This window comes from Microcoleus vaginatus FACHB-2002 (genome assembly GCF_040004035.1).
Taxonomy (GTDB): domain Bacteria; phylum Cyanobacteriota; class Cyanobacteriia; order Cyanobacteriales; family Microcoleaceae; genus Microcoleus; species Microcoleus vaginatus_C.
In genome coordinates, this window is the sequence record NZ_JAMPLN010000047.1 from 26,161 (window position 1) to 43,198 (window position 17,038).

Here is a 17,038-nt window from a genome sequence, read left to right on the forward strand (position 1 = left end):
CTCAGCACATCTCCGGGATAAACCAGGGTATAGATTTCTAATTCCCTTTTGGGGTTTACTCTTCAATCATCTCCAAAATCGCTTCGATGTCCGCGAGCGAGGCGGTTGATTTCTTGTGCTTGGCTTTCAGCCTGTTTAATAGGTCAGCAGCATCTGGTGACTCCAATTCAAGCACTACAGGAGCATTTTTCAACGTATCATTCAGTTCAACCCTCAAGTCACTCAACAAATTCTGTAACCGCTTATTCTCAGACTTTAACCATGTCACTTCGTCAACCAAATTCCTTGTGTCATGCGATTGAGTAGTGTTTACCTTGGTTTCGGGACTAATGATGTTATCTGCTGTGTCACGCGGTTTACTACTTGCCGTGTCAACTGGCTTATCTTTTGTGTCAGGCGGTTCAACTCCTTGGTCGAGTTGTCGAGCATATTCGAGAGTGAGTTCGGCGAGGAGGATCGGAACTCGAATAGTGCGAGTCGGACCGTTCTGCCAAGCAGCTTTAAAGCGGGAATTTTTGATTGAATCTTCGTGTCCTTTAGGGTTAGGCATAACAAATAAATCCCTTGTGTCAAGCGTTTCATTTAGTCTAGCAAGAACGCTCAGTAGTTTCAAGCGCGTGACACAGGAGTTTTTGGTGTCCTCAGCCGGACGGGCAGGCGACTATTTTTCCGATGGCCGATTTTTTAATTGTGACTACGAAGAAGACCATGGCGGCCAGTCGTAAAAATCCCGCTGGGAGCTTTAGGCGAGGATAGGGTAATTTCTCACTCACTCCAAAACCTTGTTCTTGTTGGGGATACTCTAATTTTCTGAACTCTCAAGTTTTAAGAGCTAGGTTCTTGTTACCAATTACAGATAGACTCTGGCTTGAGAGGACAAGTCTTGGGTGCGCTCGAATTTCTGCTGAGGTAAAGAGTGGTCAGTTTAGTCAAGGATGCTAGCGGTTTAATGTCCTTGATTTGATTGTTGTTGAGGTTGAGATCGGTCAGGTTAGTTAAAGATGCTAGCGGTTTGATGTCGCTAATTTGATTGTTGTGGAGATCGAGTACAGTCAGGTTAGTCAAGAGACATCTCTCAAAAAGCCTGTTAACGGCAGCCAAGATGCCTACCCCACAAGAATTATGGGAGGAGCCTAAAGATGCTAGCGGTTTGATGTCCTTGATTTTATTGTTGTTGAGGTTGAGCGAAGTCAGGTTAGTTAAAGATGCTAGCGGTTTGATGTCGCTGATTTGATTGTTGTGGAGATCGAGTACAGTCAGGTTAGTCAAGAGACATCTCCCAAAAAGCCTGTTAACGGGAGCCAGGATGCCTACCCCACAAGAATTATGGGAGGGGCCTAAAGATGCTAGCGGTTTGATGTCCTTAATTTTATTGTTGTTGAGGTTGAGCGAAGTCAGGTTAGTCAAGGATGCTAGCGGTTCGATATCCCCGATCTGATTGCTGTCGAGGAAGAGGTAATTCAGTTTAGTCAAGGATGCTAGCGGTTCGATATCCCCGATCTGATTGCTGGTGAGGGAGAGGTAATTCAGTTTAGTCAAGGATGCTAGCGGTTCGATATCCCCGATCTGATTGCTGTCGAGGGAGAGGTAATTCAGTTTAGTCAAGGATGCTAGCGGTTTGATGTCACGGATTTGATTTTTGTCGAGGGAGAGGTAATTCAGTTTAGTCAAGGATGCTAGCGGTTTGATGTCACGGATTTGATTTTTGTTGAGCCAGAGATGAGTCAATGTAGTCAAGGATGCTAGCGGTTTGATGTCCTTGATTTGATTGTGGGTGAGGGCGAGGTAATTCAGTTTAGTCAAGGATGCTAGCGGTTTGATGTCCTTGATTTGATTGTGGGTGAGGGCGAGGTAATTCAGTTTAGTCAAGGATGCTAGCGGTTTGATGTCGCTGATTTGATTGTTGTCGAGGGAGAGCCAATCCAGGTGAGTCAAAGATGCTAGCGGTTTGATGTCACGGATTTGATTTTTGTCGAGCTTTAGTTTCGTGAGACTCGAAAGTTGTCGATCAGCCGCTTCGCACTCAGTAGTTCCCGCCTTCTTCAACAACACCTCAACAGTATGTTTAGTTTCAACACTCAAAGAAGCCTTTTTGCGACACCAATTAGCAAATGTCCCTTCACTATCGCCCCGTTGTTTCTGCACGAGCCATGAGAAAGGTTCATTTCCACTAATTAGCGACTTACCAAATATTCCCAGTAACAGAATGCTGGCCAATCCTATCGAAGTCAATCTCATCAATTGGGGCTGATTCATAGCATCTCCTAAAATGTGGTAGATGTCAAAAGTAAAGATATCGCCAACACTTTAGCTGACTTTAGCCCGACGTTCTTGAAACCGTGGTACAAACCATTGGCAGTGACAGAAAGTGTTTTGTTCAGGGCTTTTATCTTAATTAGCTTATGGTGTAAGCTGTTCCACCATGAGCTCAGTATACCCATTTTCTCCACTCCAAATTACACCACTCAAGATTTGAGAAAGATTGTTTTGTTCAGGGCTTTTATCTTAATTAGCTTATGGTGTAAGCTGTTCCACCATGAGCTCAGTATACCCATTTTTTCCACTCCAAATTACACCACTTAAGATTTGAGAAAGATGGTTGGTTTCAGGGCTTTTATCTTAATTAGCTTATGGTGTAAGCTGTTCCAACATGAGTTCAGTATACCCATTTTCTCCACTCAAAATTACACCACTCAAGATTTAAGAGAGATTGTTTGGTTTATGGCTTTTATCCTAAATAGTTTATGGTGTAAGCTGTTCTAACATGAGCTCACTATACCTATTTTTTCCACTACAAATTACACCACTCAAGATTTGACAGAGATTGTTTGGTTCAGGGCTTTTATCCTAAATAGCTTATGGTGTAAGCTGTTCCAACATGAGCTCAGTATACCCATTTTTTCCACTCCAAATTACACCACTCAAGATTTGACAGCCTTTTATGAAAATGGTTGGTTTAACTTTGACATCCGTCACTTATAGAAACGGTAATGAATAACAAAGCAAACTTATCAGGGGTATAGCCGAGATACGGGCTTTCCGAGGACACGACGTAAAGTTTTGTAAATATAAGACAAAATGACTTGAAGTAGCAAAGCCTGAAATGTTTAGCAGTAAAAGATGGACGCTGTTTGGGTCTGTACGGAGGCAGAGTATAACCAATACTCTGCCTTCGCTAACTGAGTGTTGGCAACTTCACGCTTGGCGTTTAGCTTCGCTGTGCAGCTCGGCTGAACTCACCGTTGAAGCCGAACCAAAGTCCGAACGGGATATTGAAAAGGTGATCTTGTTACAAAACTTTACGTCGTGTCCTCGGAATGCGCGTATCTCGGCTATACCCCCAATACAGCTATCTCAGGTTATGTAGCTATCCTGACCCAGCCTGCGGGTGTCGGAGGTTAGGTATTGAAAAATCGAATTTTGGATACTGTCACCCTGATATTAGTTTTCGGTTCCCTGTGGCTAGCTGTGATCGACCCCAGTACACGGTCAGCATTTGGCAACCTAAAGCCAGAGCTCATCCGCAACCGGAAGCGCAAGGAGCTTGCGACCAAAGACTGTAGGTTGTCGGTGTGCAGCGACTTGTTAGCCCGTTGTTGACGGCTCTTAGCGTGATGGACAGCGGATGGAACGAGTGAAGCCGTCACGCCCCTCAACATCAATTGTATTGTTGTTAACTACACGATAACTTCGGTCGCCGACTATGGGACTATTGGGCCGATAAGTACCTGGCACAAAGCACCCACCAGGGCCACAAAACGAAATTGAGTAGAGGCCTTTCCCTGCAGGAGCAATTGCTAACCCCCAGGGATTGGAGCAATCGCCATATTTCCAGAAACCAGCAAGTGGATGTGATTGCGAAGAAACAGCCAGTTTCTCCGCGATGTGATCTAGGTCATGGCGAGAAGTGAGGCGGGTTTGTGTGATAGGTGATGTCGGGGCTGGTGGTTTGATGTCGCTAATTTGATTCTTATCGAGGTCGAGCGCAGCCAAGTTAGTCAAGGATGCTAGCGGTTTGATGTCGCTGATTTGATTGTTGTAAAGGGAGAGTACAGTCAGGTTAGTCAAGGATGCTAGCGGTTTGATGTCGCTAATTTGATTGTTGTAGAGGGAGAGCAAAGCCAGGTTAGTCAAGGATGCTAGCGGTTTGATGTCGCTGATTTGATTGTTTTCGAGGTAGAGCTCGGTCAGATGAGTCAAAGATGCTAGCGGTTTGATGTCCTTGATTTGATTGCCATCGAGGGCGAGCTGATTCAGTTTAGTCAAGGATGCTAACGGTTTGATGTCCTTGATTGGATTTTTGTCAAGGTTGAGCCAACTCAGTTTAGTCAAGGATATTAGCGGTTCGATGTCGCTGATTTGATTGCTGCCGAGGGAGAGGAAAGTCAGGTTAGTCAAGGATGCTAGCGGTTTGATGTCCCCGATCTGATTGCTGTCGAGGGAGAGGAAAGTCAGGTTAGTCAAGGATGCTAGCGGTTCGATGTCCCCGATCTGATTGCTGTCGAGGGAGAGCGTAGTCAGGTTAGTCAAGGATGTTAGCGGTTTGATGTCCTTGATTTGATTGTTGTTGAGGGTGAGTCTCGTGAGACTCGAAAGTTGTCGATCCGCCGCCTCGCACTCAGTAGTTTCCGCTCTCTCCAACAACACCTCAACAGTATGTTTAGTTTCAGGACTCAAAGAAGCCTTTTCGCGACACCAATCAGCAAATGTCCGTCCACTATCGCCCGGTTGTTTCTGCACGACCCATGAGGAAGGTGCATTTCCACTATTTTGCGACTGACTCGATACCACCAACATGAAAACAAGGGCTAATGAAATCATAGGGAATAACCTGTGTGGATTTTTATGCAAAAGCTTCGGGAACGTCCGACATCAAAATTTTACCGAAGGGGTGCCATTTGCGCTGGGGCAAACGTATCTTGTACTTTGTTAATCATCGCCATTTATATAAATGGTTAATATCTTTACCTACCCATTTTTATAAATGGCTGTTAAGAGTTTAGTCAGCCGTTTTTATAAATGGCAGATGTCTTTATTTCCCCATTTCTATAACCAGGTGGTTAATGCTAGGCGGGCATACAATAGGGATAGCGATAAAAATATATAGGCTATCCACAAGTATTTAAACTTAGACAAAGGGTTAGTTCTTATTTTGAGGGAGAGAGTTAGCATTCAGTTCAACTAGAGATTCAATAGCTCCTCCAAATACAACACAGACTATTCCATATATAATCATATAGCTTATAGCCTCTCCCCAATGTAGACGTTCTTCAATACGCTCACGGAAACCTGATTGATAAGTAAAATAGAAAGTTAAAAAACTAGATAATGCTGAAATAAATCTAGCAATAAATCGTTGTTGTCTACTCAATAAACGCCATTTTTTTTTGTGCCAAAATTTAATTACAAAATAGCAGTAGCAGCTAACTATTATTGCTCCCAAAGCTTCCATTAAAAACCCTCCTAGATCGTAGGCAGCCTGAGTCCCTCCATTTATATCTCCGAAAAAAGAGCCAAAGGTGTAAGTAAACAAGCCGATCACTGCCCCTATAATAAAACTTTTAAGGGTTATTTTGGAGAAAAGTTGCAAAAATTCTTGGATAGGCATTTGTGTTTTTCTTTATTTTTACAAGGTGAATCTACGTTTTGGATTTCCATTGTGAAAGCATTCCTCTACGATATTAAATCGGAGTAGGCCATAAAAGCTTATAAAAAAGTGGAAGAAATAAATTAAACAAACAATTTTTTTAGCTTTTACAAAAATGAAATGCTTCCGATTCAATAACTATTCTTAAGGCTGGTGTTTTCAGTAAAACATTAAAGGAAAACTCCCCACAAAATACTAAAGGTATTCTAGCTTATTGATGAGAAGCTACTAATATACGTTATGCCTTTACCAACCTTTGGGTGGTTCATTGCACTTATTAGTTTTAGTGTCAAAAAATGGGGTAGTATTTACTGGCAAATTTTTGGGTGGATCGAACACCACTGCCTTTGGCAGATCCCCATCTCTAGTTCGCTTAGTCCATTTTTCCTGACATTTCTTTACAACTTCTTTATTGTTTTTTTCATTGCTCTCCATCCAGACATCAATAAAATTCTGGGTTCCATGGTCCCCGCATGGTGAATCTCCACATAAATCTTCTACAATCATGTACTTTTGCAGCCCCCTTACATAAAGCCAAGTTCCAGGTTTTGCCGGGAAACTTTCGGGTACTGCAATCGTAATTGGATCTTCATAAGTTCCCCGCCCACCAGCTTCTTTGTGTACTTTGGGATATTTAATTGCTCTGCTGTTCGGTGGATTATTATCATGATAGCTATAAAAAGTTATAGCCTCAACACTTGTATCTAAAGCAGACAGAGCTGGAATAGTAATTGTCGCCGTCCCACAAAGAATAGCGCAAGTTCCAAAAACAATAAAGTCAGTCACTTTGATTTTCATGTCATTAATATCAGGATGTGTTTTTTAAACCTTCTGTTTAGAAGCTAGCTAAAAAAGCTTAGAGTGACACAAGAGCAGTAACTACGGTTTCAGGACATTAGCTGGAAACTGCCCTGTCACATTACCCGCAGGAGCATAATGGCAGACTACATAGAAAGCTTGATGCTGTTTGCCCTGAAGCGTTTTGGTGCCTTGTGCTGCACCACAGCCTAATTGGGTACTGCTCTTCCAAACTACTTGAGTAAAATGTCCAGTAGTGGTAGCAAATCCTGGATTAGTGTAGTTATATTTTGCTACTTCGTCGTACCAGGTTTTTATCGCGCTGTTAGCGAGAGCATCTGTAGCTATAGAACCCGCCGTCGTATAGAAAACATAAAGGTTTTCTCCAGCACCGTTCCGTTGGCGGGAGGAACTATGTGCCAACACTCCAGTCCTTGCTATCTGCTTAGCCCAAGATTGAGCGGTGCTGTTAAGAGAATCATTGAGGGTCATTGCAGAGCTACGATGCGCGTTGCGATAGGTATTGTGCTTAGACAGGAGGCTATTACGTAAAGTCGCCTGAGCGATGGAGGTTTGTCCTCCTGCACCCTTGCTCAGCGTTCCCAGTAACAGAATGCTGACTAATCCTATCGAAGTCAATCTCATCATTTGGGGCTGATTCATTACCATCTCCTAAAATGTGGTAGATGTCAAAAGTAAATATATCGCCAACACTTTAGCCCGATATTCTTGAAACCGTAGTACAGGCATTGGCATGGACAGAGATTGTTTGGTTCATGGCTTTTATCCTAAATAGCTTATGGTGTAAGCTGTTCCAACATGAGCTCAGTATACCCATTTTCTCCACTCCAAATTACACCACTCAAGATTTGACAGCCTTTTATGAAAATGGTTGGTTTAACTTTGCTCTGCCAGTTCAGTAACGCATCTTTAAATTCAAGATTTGGTTAACTAGCTTGCGCTATCTGCAATCTGCTTCAAGGTTTCAATTTGTTTAGCGCGAGCCTCCCGTTCTTTTGGTGACAATATTGTGTACAGTTGCCAAAGTAATCAGTTTGTAAGCCATTTTTGTTTTTCTCCTTGGTTTTTCTGGTGAGCGTGTGGTTGGTAGTAGTAATACGATAAATAAGTATATTGGATGAAACTAGAGTAGTTTGTGCCAAGTTTAGTGCTTAAGTTTGTATTTCCTATTGCTTTTTAATGTAGTTATCATTGCACAACTGTGCAAGGGTAATTTGAAATTACTCTTACTCTAAGAAGTGAAGTGATGTTGTGTAAACTAACAACGCTGAAATAGATTGAACCAAGCGACTATTTTGACATTTATAACCGAGCTAAGCTGGTGAATATTTGCAAAAACGAGCACCCTTTATCCTCATCGGTAACTGGCTGTAGGGTGGGGTCAATACGGTTCAGTTAAAACCAAAAACCAAGTAATTTGTCAAGCTCAGTCAAGTCCAAAAATTATCTTCATCTGGAATACCAAAGTGAGAACGCCAATCAGTCGCTAAAAAATACTCTGACCAGGAGTTAGCAAATTGTTAGGATCGTAACGTCGTTTTGCACTGACCAACTTGTCCCAAACCGGACGAAAGTTCTGTCGCCAATCGTTTTGGGAGAAGGGAATAGCATCTACGGAATATCTGTAACCACCTAAGTCACGGTTTTGCTCAAATAGTCTGCGATTATCAGACAGCATTCGTGTAACTACAGTATCCTCTGGTGGTGCTGCGGTTCGCAAAATAGCAAACAGAAACACGATCTCTTCTGTGGGAACCAGGAACAAGGGTAGACGAAAACGGTTTGTGTTGACTGGATCTAGCAGAATTGGCCCTTGACCTGTATTAGCTAGTGTTAAGGTAGAAACGAATTTACCAACAAAGTTTTCAACTGCGCTACCAGGCAAAAACAAATTTTACCAGGGATGAGGATAAGACCAAACGCCGATGGATTTAAGGTAGGCAACTGTGTCAGCTAAACGATTCAGAAAGTCAAAGTAAGACTTATCCTTCAGGGGGCGACAAGCGCCCCTGAACCTTTACAGGCAAATGTTTTCGCGCGATCGACACGCCTCAAAAAATTCGGCTTATTGACAAAATAATCTCAATAGTGAAAAAGCACCCAGTTGTGATAAAAAAGAAGGGTCTTGCTAATATCACAAGACCCAATAAATAATAATGTTGCCCTCATTCTATCACGATATCCTCCAAAAATATCTCACCCCTGCACAATTACTCACCCTCCAGATGCTAGTATGGTTGTTAAAGTCGAGCGAAAGAAGTTAGAATCGAAAGATTAGCTGCTACCCTACAGTTACCGCTATTGCTTCGTAGCCGTCGCCGTCACATACAACGATTTTTAAAGATTAAAGCACTCAGCATACTCATACTGTGGTTCCCGATCGTCTTGCCAAGTGATATCCCGTCAGCTCAAAGCCGTTCGTCAATTAGTCATTGCCTTGGATAGAACCCAAGGTCAAGAACATAATGTCTTAATGGTAAGTGATCTCGTTCAAGAAAGGGCGTTTCCCATATTCTGGACGCTGCTCGACAAAAAAGGGGCTTCTAATCTCGCCGAACAGCAACAAGTATTGCGCCCAGTAATTCGGCTGTTGAAAAGATATAAATTAGTAATTATTGGCGACCGGGAATTTTACAGCATAGAGCTGGCGCAGTGGTTGCACCGCCAGCATCTAAGTTTTGTCTTCCGTCAAAAAGGCAATACAACCTTTTGCGAAAAAAAAAACTTTTGCTCGTTAGATACCATACCAGTCCACCCAGGAATTCATCTTTTCTATCCAAAAATTAGTTTGACTCAAAAGAAAGGTTTTTCTCGGTTTAACCTGGTAGCATCAGGTCAACGCAAATATCGAGGTCAACAAGAAGATTAACCTTGGTATTTGCTAACAAATCTCCCAGACAAGAACAAGTGCAATCGCAATTTACGGTCAACGTTACGGCATCGAAGCAATGTTTAAAGACTGTAAAACTGGAGAATCTAACCTAGAACGTTGTTAAGCTTCCTTGACAAATTAATTGGTTTGATTATTTTAATAGCCTTGGCGATGACGGCAGCATGGTTACAAGGGAAGAGAACCCAGCTTCAAGGACAGTAAAAATATGTATGCCGTCTCAAAGAGCCAGGGAGAAATAGAAGAAGACATAGTAAGTTTTGGATTGGTTTATCGGGGGAAAATTGGTTGATTGCCTTGGACTCCTGTCAGGAGTGGGTAGAGTCCATGATGAGTTTATTTCCTAAGGGGCGAGCATTTTATCAGAGGGAATTAAGAGCTATAAAGCTGATGGAGCAACCTCTTTAGACTCGTTGCCACCTCTTTCTGAAGTAAAGAACTCCAGAAAGAGGTGGCAAAGTTTCAAACAAAGATATGGCACTGGCCGATGTCATCCAAGAACGATTGGCTACATCAAACCCGATAACAATTGCACTAGCCATCAAACCTTGTAAAACTGCACGACGTGAAGTGTTGTTTTTCATTACTGCTTAGAGGTTAGTTAGCGTGTACTGTCTGCAATCTGCTTCAAGTTTTCAATTTGTTTCGCGCGAGCGGAGCGTTCTTTTGGCGACAATTGTGAAGTAGTTTTTGGTGCTTCCGACACAGCCAAATCTTTTAACAAAGTTGAACCTATTTCTCCCAGTTTCGACGCTTGGGCGAGTTTGAGCGCTTCATCTAGCGCGTTGTACCATAAACCTGCCTCAGCATAGATATTAGCTTTCTCAACGCTATTTACTGCTTTGTTGAGTTTACTTTGCACGGCAGCAGGCATTGCTACAACCTCAATAGTTGCCTCGCTTACTAGATCGCCTGATGGGTTATCTGGGTCGCAATTGATAACAACTTGCCAAAGATATTGTTTCTCCTGTTGCAGTCCTTGTTCGCTATTCGAGAACGGAGATAATTTCATAATTCCCGGTGAACTCTGCAAGGATATCTCGCGAACTTGTTGGGGTTTAGCACCTGGAACCCACTCGTAAATCGTGAGTTTTATTGGCTTGGAGGCAGAATCATTAGGCACAAACCAAGCGAACGTAGGGTATCGAGAAATCGTTCGTCCTATGTAGTTCACAGGGGCGAGAACGGTTAGTGGCATATCTCCTCCAGAACACCCTCTAGTCGTTCCTCCATCCGATGTTCTTTCTCGAGGGGGAGGCTTTTGATCGCCAGGTGCATAACCCGCCAGAACTGCCGGAGTTACAATCAGCGTTAAACTCAAGGCACAACTGGTGAGTATTTTGATGTTGAGGCGTTTGTTAAAGAACCATTGAATTGACATCATAACTTAGCCCTTTTTCCTTTTTTAATTATTTAATAGCTAATTTAGTTTTTTGTCCTAACTGATTGTTAACTATGGTAACATCAAATTGCCGATGCCTTAATTGATTAGGAAGTTGTTCAACTTCTAAATCATAGTCACCTAATCTCACAATATTCATGGCTTGTTTGATTTTGTGCGTTTTTTCTCATACCTTAGATCCTCTATTGGGGTATTGTGCTCATTGCCAAAGTAACCAACCAGTTGGTCAACCCTTTTTGTTTTTCTCCTTGTTTTTTAGGGCGTCTGTGTGAGTATTAGTCCTATAATAAATAAATAGATTAGATCCAACTAGAGTAGCTTGTGCCAAGTTAATTGCTTGAGTTTGTATTTCCTGTCGCTTTTTAAGGTAGTTATAATTGCACAACTCGGCAATCTTATTGACCCTCCGTATTAATCTAATTTTCGGGTAACTCGGTGAGGCTGTTTTGGATATAGCAATTCTCGTTTAAGTGAGGTTCACAATAACGAGGGGTCTAGCTCCTGCCTTTCAAAATCTTGGTTGTGAAGTTACGTTTTATACTAGCAAAATTCCAGTTTGTCTCCGTAATGGGCCAAGTTAACTCACACAAAGTCCCTTTCTCTCCGAGACAGGTTCGCTTAAATTTTCCTTTTAATTTTTTTGCGAGATTTAGACACTGCTTTGTTCCTCGACCTTCATAGGAAGAGCAAATGCTAGATCCATTATCTTTAATACTTAGGCTGTACCAGCCTTTGTTTTGCTTGCCAATAGCACTGAGACGGGTCAAATTTTTAGCGTGTTTTCCGACATTGCACAGTGCTTCTTCCAGAAATTGGCAGAGTTCTCGCTTTTGTTCCAGGCTTAAGTATTGCTCTTCAATTGGCTCGAACGAATAAGCTTTAACTTTGAGCGTTTTAAAAGAAGGAAAATTTCGCTGTAGCGTATGGCTGTAGACTTCATAGAGAAGGTCGCGAATCGGTAGCTTTAAGTCTAGGATTAGACCGCTGCCGAGACGGAGGCTTTCATTTCGATCGAGAGCTTCGAGTTTCAGGTATTCGCCGACTTCTCTGATTTCCCAGTTCAGATTTTTCAGTTCTTCGAGCAATTGATTTGGTTCTAAATCCTGGTCTTGAACGTGCCTCAAAATATTGGCTAGTGTTTGCAAAGGGCCATTATGAATTATAACAAATGTCCGTTCAATGGTGTGTTGGCGGAGCTCAATCTGAAACCTTAAAAATCGATCGTATTGATAGAAAGTGTTCAAGATGGCACCATTAATCACCAAAACTAATAAAGCTGGTGCTGCGGGAATCCACCATCCCCCGACGATGAAAGCATAACTAATTCCAACTAACCCAAGACTGGCAGCGGCAACATATACGAGGTTTTTTAATGGAGATTGAGTCAGCCGACCGAGATAAATAGCTAAAACGCCCCAAGCGACAATCCAAAGATATTCCCAACCCTGCGACCAGGTTTTTAAAACGGGTCGTCCATCGAGAACTGCACTGACGATTTGGCTGGCAACATGAGCATGAAATTCTACGCCATAAATTTTCCCAGGCGGTTCTAAATTAGAGATCGCAGAAGTATTGACAAAATCTTTAATACTAGGAGCCGTTATCCCAATTAGAACAATGCGATCGCCAAAGGTATCGCGCAGCCCATTAGGATTACCTTTGTCGGCTTCAATATCGTTAATATTTTGAAGGGATAGCGTGCGAAATCGTTTCCGACCGTTGCGATAATTGAGGAGTAGCTGAACGCCAAAATCATCAGCGCCCGCGTAGCCTCCAGAATAGGGTAAAAAGCGAGGAAGTTCGGTCGAACCAAACCGCATCGCCTCGCGATCGCGAATGCCATTGCTCACTTCAATGCCTTCAGCTTTGAGATAGGTTTCTGCCAGTCGCAAAGGCAGGGAAAAGGCGTATTTTTTATCGTTTTCAGGTCTCTTTATTCCTAGTATTGCACGCCTGACCTTGCCGTCATCATCGGAAAGGTAATCTATAAAACCGATTTTTTCTGAGGGTAAGTCGGGGGGCGGCTTAATAAAATCGGGTAGAATTTTTTCCACTACAATCAAATTTTTGATATCTTTAAAAGTTGCAACCAGTTCGGCATTACCGGGTTCAACGGGTAGATCTTTAACAATATCAAGACCGATAACTCTGGGCTGGTACTTCTGCAACTTTCTTAACAGTTTGGCAATTTCGCGATCGGGTATAGGGTAATTTCTGATACGTTGGATATCGGCTTCATCAATTCCCACAATCACAATTCGTTCGTCGATAGGTTCCGATGGTCGCAGCCTCAGAAACGAGTCGAAAGTCACCCATTCTATCAATTGCAGCGCTCCACTCAAACGAACAAGTACAATCAGAGCTATAGCAACAATTCCTGGCAGTGTTCCTCTAGACCCGATGGTAAATTCTTTTCTAATTTTGCTCGAAATAGTGCGTAACAATAGTTTCTTCCTTAACAAAACAGATCAATCAATAAACCCCTCTTCTCGAGCTCGTTTTTCCGTTTGAATGCGGAGACTTTTGCCATCTTCCGGGTAAACCCCTAAAACGTCTTGAACTTTTGTCCAGTAGTGGCGTACTGTTCTGAGGGATAGGTTCATACGATCGGCAATGCCTTTATCTTCCAATTCTTCTTCAAAAGCGAGATTGAGTACCTCAAGCCACTCTGGCTTGACTTCCCCTGGTGGCATTTTCAAATCTTTGGTATGGGTAACTCCTTTGAGTGCCAAGTCAATGCGCTTCAACATCTCCTCGCTGGAAAGTCCTTTGTCAGCTACGGTAAACCCTCCTTCATGAGCGTCGATATCTGGTTTAATCCGCACCAGTGCTTTGACATAACTGCTTTGCACAACCAAATTTAGGGTGGGATAGTTTTTCATTAAAGTTCCCAGGCTTTTTATGCCTCGATTGATTTCGGCAGTGTGCCCGAAGGTTTCTGGTAGGGAAAGATCCATAATAACTAAGTCTGGCATAAATGATGCGACCTGTTCGAGAGCATTCTGGGTTGTTTTAGCGGTAAGGATTTCGGCTTGTGGGTACTGCCGTTTCAGCAAGTCGATCGTTCCGCTTAAGATTAGTTCGTGGTCATCCACTACAAGTATTTTGAGTGTGCTTGGCTCTGGTAAATCTTGGCTCATTGTTGAAACCGTAATTGGTAATTGGTAATTGGTAATTGGTAATTCCTTAGCCAGTAAGCATTTAGCTTGAGCTGATTGGGGAAAGTATGTTTTTATTATCAAAATAACTACGAAAGAGCGCGTTTTTTTAGGTTTATTTAAGTTTTTTGCTTCAGTTAATGATACCAAATCAGGGTTTAGTATCCCCTTTATACTCTCTCCCTCTCTCTGTACTCTGTACGCTCTCTGTGGTTAATTATAAATGTGGTAGAAAACGCGGATTTAGTATAAGTCAGGCAAATCGTCGATTTAAGTGATGAAATTGGTTTCATTTTATATGATATAGAAATCAGCTAGAAAATATATTGCACAAGTGTGCAAACTCGATCGCACAAATATGCAGTTAGGTTAGCAAACTACTACAGCCTACTTCAAAACGGCTGATAGCGTACTGAAAAGTAGATACCCTTATCTTGCAGCGAGTTTCCCCGATCGCCAACTGAAATTAAGGGGAGGCCGTAGTCTAAGCGCAACAATAAATCGGGGGCAATCTGCCATCGCAAACCCAGTCCTAAACTGGCAATTGTAGCTGGGTCAGGGTCAAGATCTTGGTTATTCCAGACAGTTCCGATTTCAAAAGCAGGCGCTAACTGCAGTGTACTGGTATCTGACGTGAGGGGAATGCGAACTTCAACTGAACCCAGAATGCCATTGTCGGCAACGAGTTGGTTTTGTCGGTAGCCGCGAACTGTATCGACTCCACCAATACTGAAGCGTTCTAAAGGTAGCAAAGAATTAGGAGTTAGCTGAGCATCAATTCGCGCTACTAGCACATTTCTGGATGATAACTGCTGCACCAATTGAAATTGCCCCAACCAGGAAAAAAATCGCCCATCTGTTCCCGTATTGTTGACAGTTGCATCAAAGGCATCTATCCCTAGACTGAATTGAGAGCGGGCGGCTAAGACTCGTCTCGTGCCCCGATCGACCCAATCTTGAGAAAACCGAATTACTGTAACTTTAGATTCGCCTTTTTCAGGACCTTCTGTGAAGGAAAAGGGCCGATCGTCGAGGATATACGTTTGGCTGCGACGCCGATCTAAACCTAAGCTTAATGCAAATTCACGGGTCGGTGTTCTGGTAATGGGCTGGCGGAAATTGACGGAATAGGTTTGAGTTTCGCTTCTAATACCGATATCCCGGAACTCTCGTTCTATAATTCGGCTATCGCCATTGTTATAGCGGAAGTTAAGGGCACCGTTACGAGCATTCACGGGGATAGTATAGTTGATGTCGTAGAGGTCGAGTCCTTCAGTACGACCGTATTGGGCTAATAAGCGATCGCCAAATCCCAACAGATTATCATGACTGACTTGTACGCTACCTTGGACTGAACCAATGCTGGGAGATTGGTTGTTATCCAGTACGATCGCACTGTGAAAGGCAGGGGCTTCTTTGAGATTGATTCGCAAGATATTGCGGCCTGGAGTGCTGCCTGCGGTTAACTCGGCATTTACCCTCTCGATCAGCGGATCGAGTTGCAACAGTTGCAAGGCTTCTTCTAAACGTTGTTGGTTTAAGGGGGTAGAGGTGGCAAGTTCTAGGCGCGATCGCACGTATCCTTCTCGCAATCGATTTAACCCACCGATTTCAATCCGTTCGAGTTCGCCCTCTACAACTTGAATTTTGACTGTACCGCTGCTGAGGTCTTGATTGTTGGGCAGGAAGGCTCCAGAGGTAATGTAGCGGTTTTTAATATAGAGTTGAATAATCGCCGATCGCAGTTCGAGTAACTCTTCAAACGTGACTGAACGGTTCTCGTAAGGCTGAATTAATTTGGCAATTTCGTCCTCTAAGACCGTGTTTCCCAGCAATTCTACTTTTTTGATGAAAAAGCGATCGCCCGACGGGGAAGTAACTTCAGGTGACTCTTGAATTGGGGGAGTTTGCAGTTCGGGTGCCGGTGGTGGTGAAGGGGTTTCATCGGGGAGAGGACGGGGTGTAAAAGAGGGATTGGGAATCGTTTGTTCGATCGCGTCTGGTGCGTTAGGGGGAATGGTGACACCTGGTGGCGGTGCGGATTGGGCGATCGCACTGAGGGTAATGCAAGTTGATGTCGCGATGCTTGAACCTGAAAGGGCAACCCACCTGAAGATTGGGTACATATTTTTGTTAGTGAATTAAGGACATTCTCGACTCATAACAAGTTTCCCATTCGGCAGTCGATACACGCCTTGGGGTTCTACAATTGGATCGCCTTTTTGCCAAGAACGATTTGGGTTGGTATTTGAGGATGTGGTGTCGCTGGGTAAAGTTTCCACATCTACTGTGGGAAAGTCGGACATTTGGACATCTCCAGGGCGTTGCGGTAAGCCACCAGTACCCGTGACGGTAAAACTTCCCGTCGTTGGTCGATCGCGACGGACAATGCAGCTAGAGGCCAGAAGGCTGTCGGTGTCAATCCGATTTTCCGGTAACTCGGTGAGACTGTTTTGGATGGAGGTGGTATCGGGTAGGGCGATATTTCCCGAAGCAAGATTACCAGTGGCGTTAATATCGACTCGATTATTGCGTGAGAGTGTACGAGGGTCAATATCGCGAGGTGCTGGACGGTAGCTTTCGCCGAAGAAGACTCTAGTGTCGAGGGTGATATTTCCACCTCTGCCATTACGGGCAAAAGCGAGGATATCGCTGTCGTCGAAAGCGAGGATGGAGTCAGCTTTTATGTCTATGTTGCCACCACCGCCTGCACCAGAGTTAACGCTGCTGGTGATGTCACTGTTGCCCGATAGGCGAATATTAGAAGCTTTGATGTCAATACTTCCCCCGGAAGATCGAGCGGAGGTGGTTGAGATCCCGCCATTGTTAGCTTGTAGGGTATCGCGGGCTGTAATGTTGATATTGCCTGCTGTTCCTTCTCGCGCGCTGCTGCTGGATACCTGTGCACGATCACGCACCAGCAAGCCCCCCGTGTCAATCCTTAAATTCCCTGCATCCCCACTCCCTTCACTAGAAGCAAACAAGCCACTGGGAAACTGACCATCGACCGATCTACCAATCAACTCAACCGAATCCGTTGCCATAATCTGCAAGCTGCCACCCTTGCCCGAACCGAAAGTAGTGGCTGATACCTGTGCCCCATCGCGCACCAGCAAGCGCCG

General features: G+C 43.6%; 12 protein-coding genes and 2 pseudogenes. 1 reads left to right on the top strand and 13 read right to left on the bottom strand.

Annotated elements, in window-relative coordinates; all coding sequences use genetic code 11:
- Positions 1–55: 55 nt before the first annotated feature.
- The 7 genes and pseudogenes from NDI35_RS26210 to NDI35_RS26240 all read right to left on the bottom strand — a co-directional run bounded on the left by NDI35_RS26210 (position 56) and on the right by NDI35_RS26240 (position 8,459).
- Positions 56–550: a hypothetical protein gene (locus NDI35_RS26210; RefSeq protein WP_445315287.1), complete on the bottom strand. Its 495-nt coding sequence runs from the start codon at positions 548–550 to the stop codon at positions 56–58.
- Between the two features lie 293 nt (positions 551–843).
- Positions 844–2,256, bottom strand: a complete 1,413-nt coding sequence (locus NDI35_RS26215; RefSeq protein ID WP_445315288.1) for a leucine-rich repeat domain-containing protein — start codon at positions 2,254–2,256, stop codon at positions 844–846.
- Positions 2,257–3,606: 1,350 nt separating this feature from the next.
- A complete protein-coding gene (locus NDI35_RS26220; RefSeq protein WP_445315289.1) occupies positions 3,607–4,821 on the bottom strand; it encodes a leucine-rich repeat domain-containing protein in 1,215 nt (404 codons plus the stop codon).
- Between the two features lie 319 nt (positions 4,822–5,140).
- Entirely contained in the window at positions 5,141–5,608 is a 468-nt protein-coding gene (locus tag NDI35_RS26225) for a hypothetical protein (protein ID WP_445315290.1), read from the bottom strand.
- Between the two features lie 285 nt (positions 5,609–5,893).
- Complete coding sequence (locus tag NDI35_RS26230; RefSeq protein WP_333078920.1) at positions 5,894–6,445, bottom strand: hypothetical protein; 552 nt, start codon at positions 6,443–6,445, stop codon at positions 5,894–5,896.
- A gap of 81 nt (positions 6,446–6,526) precedes the next feature.
- On the bottom strand, positions 6,527–7,108 hold the full coding sequence (locus tag NDI35_RS26235; protein ID WP_445315291.1) for a CAP family protein: 582 nt from the start codon (positions 7,106–7,108) through the stop codon (positions 6,527–6,529).
- 844 nt (positions 7,109–7,952) lie between these two features.
- A pseudogene (locus tag NDI35_RS26240) lies at positions 7,953–8,459 on the bottom strand (hypothetical protein).
- Positions 8,460–8,858: 399 nt separating this feature from the next.
- Here NDI35_RS26240 and NDI35_RS26245 point away from each other — a divergent pair.
- Positions 8,859–9,335, top strand: coding sequence for a transposase (locus NDI35_RS26245; protein ID WP_445315292.1), 477 nt, complete (start codon positions 8,859–8,861; stop codon positions 9,333–9,335).
- 425 nt (positions 9,336–9,760) lie between these two features.
- On the opposite strand, the gene NDI35_RS26250 is transcribed toward NDI35_RS26245, so the two are convergent.
- The 6 genes and pseudogenes from NDI35_RS26250 to NDI35_RS26275 all read right to left on the bottom strand — a co-directional run.
- On the bottom strand, positions 9,761–9,940 hold the full coding sequence (locus NDI35_RS26250) for a hypothetical protein (protein ID WP_445315293.1): 180 nt from the start codon (positions 9,938–9,940) through the stop codon (positions 9,761–9,763).
- Between the two features lie 17 nt (positions 9,941–9,957).
- Positions 9,958–10,740, bottom strand: coding sequence for a DUF928 domain-containing protein (locus NDI35_RS26255; RefSeq protein ID WP_445315294.1), 783 nt, complete (start codon positions 10,738–10,740; stop codon positions 9,958–9,960).
- A 512-nt stretch (positions 10,741–11,252) separates the two neighbouring features.
- Positions 11,253–13,202, bottom strand: coding sequence for a sensor histidine kinase (locus NDI35_RS26260; RefSeq protein ID WP_445315295.1), 1,950 nt, complete (start codon positions 13,200–13,202; stop codon positions 11,253–11,255).
- Between the two features lie 24 nt (positions 13,203–13,226).
- Positions 13,227–13,898 carry a response regulator gene (locus NDI35_RS26265; protein WP_445315296.1) on the bottom strand — a complete coding sequence of 224 codons (672 nt, stop codon included), beginning with the start codon at positions 13,896–13,898 and terminating at the stop codon, positions 13,227–13,229.
- A gap of 410 nt (positions 13,899–14,308) precedes the next feature.
- Positions 14,309–16,042 (bottom strand): ShlB/FhaC/HecB family hemolysin secretion/activation protein, encoded by a 1,734-nt coding sequence (locus tag NDI35_RS26270; protein ID WP_445315297.1) that lies wholly within the window; start codon positions 16,040–16,042, stop codon positions 14,309–14,311.
- 15 nt (positions 16,043–16,057) lie between these two features.
- Positions 16,058–17,038 (bottom strand): annotated as a pseudogene (locus NDI35_RS26275) (hypothetical protein); the annotation flags it as partial.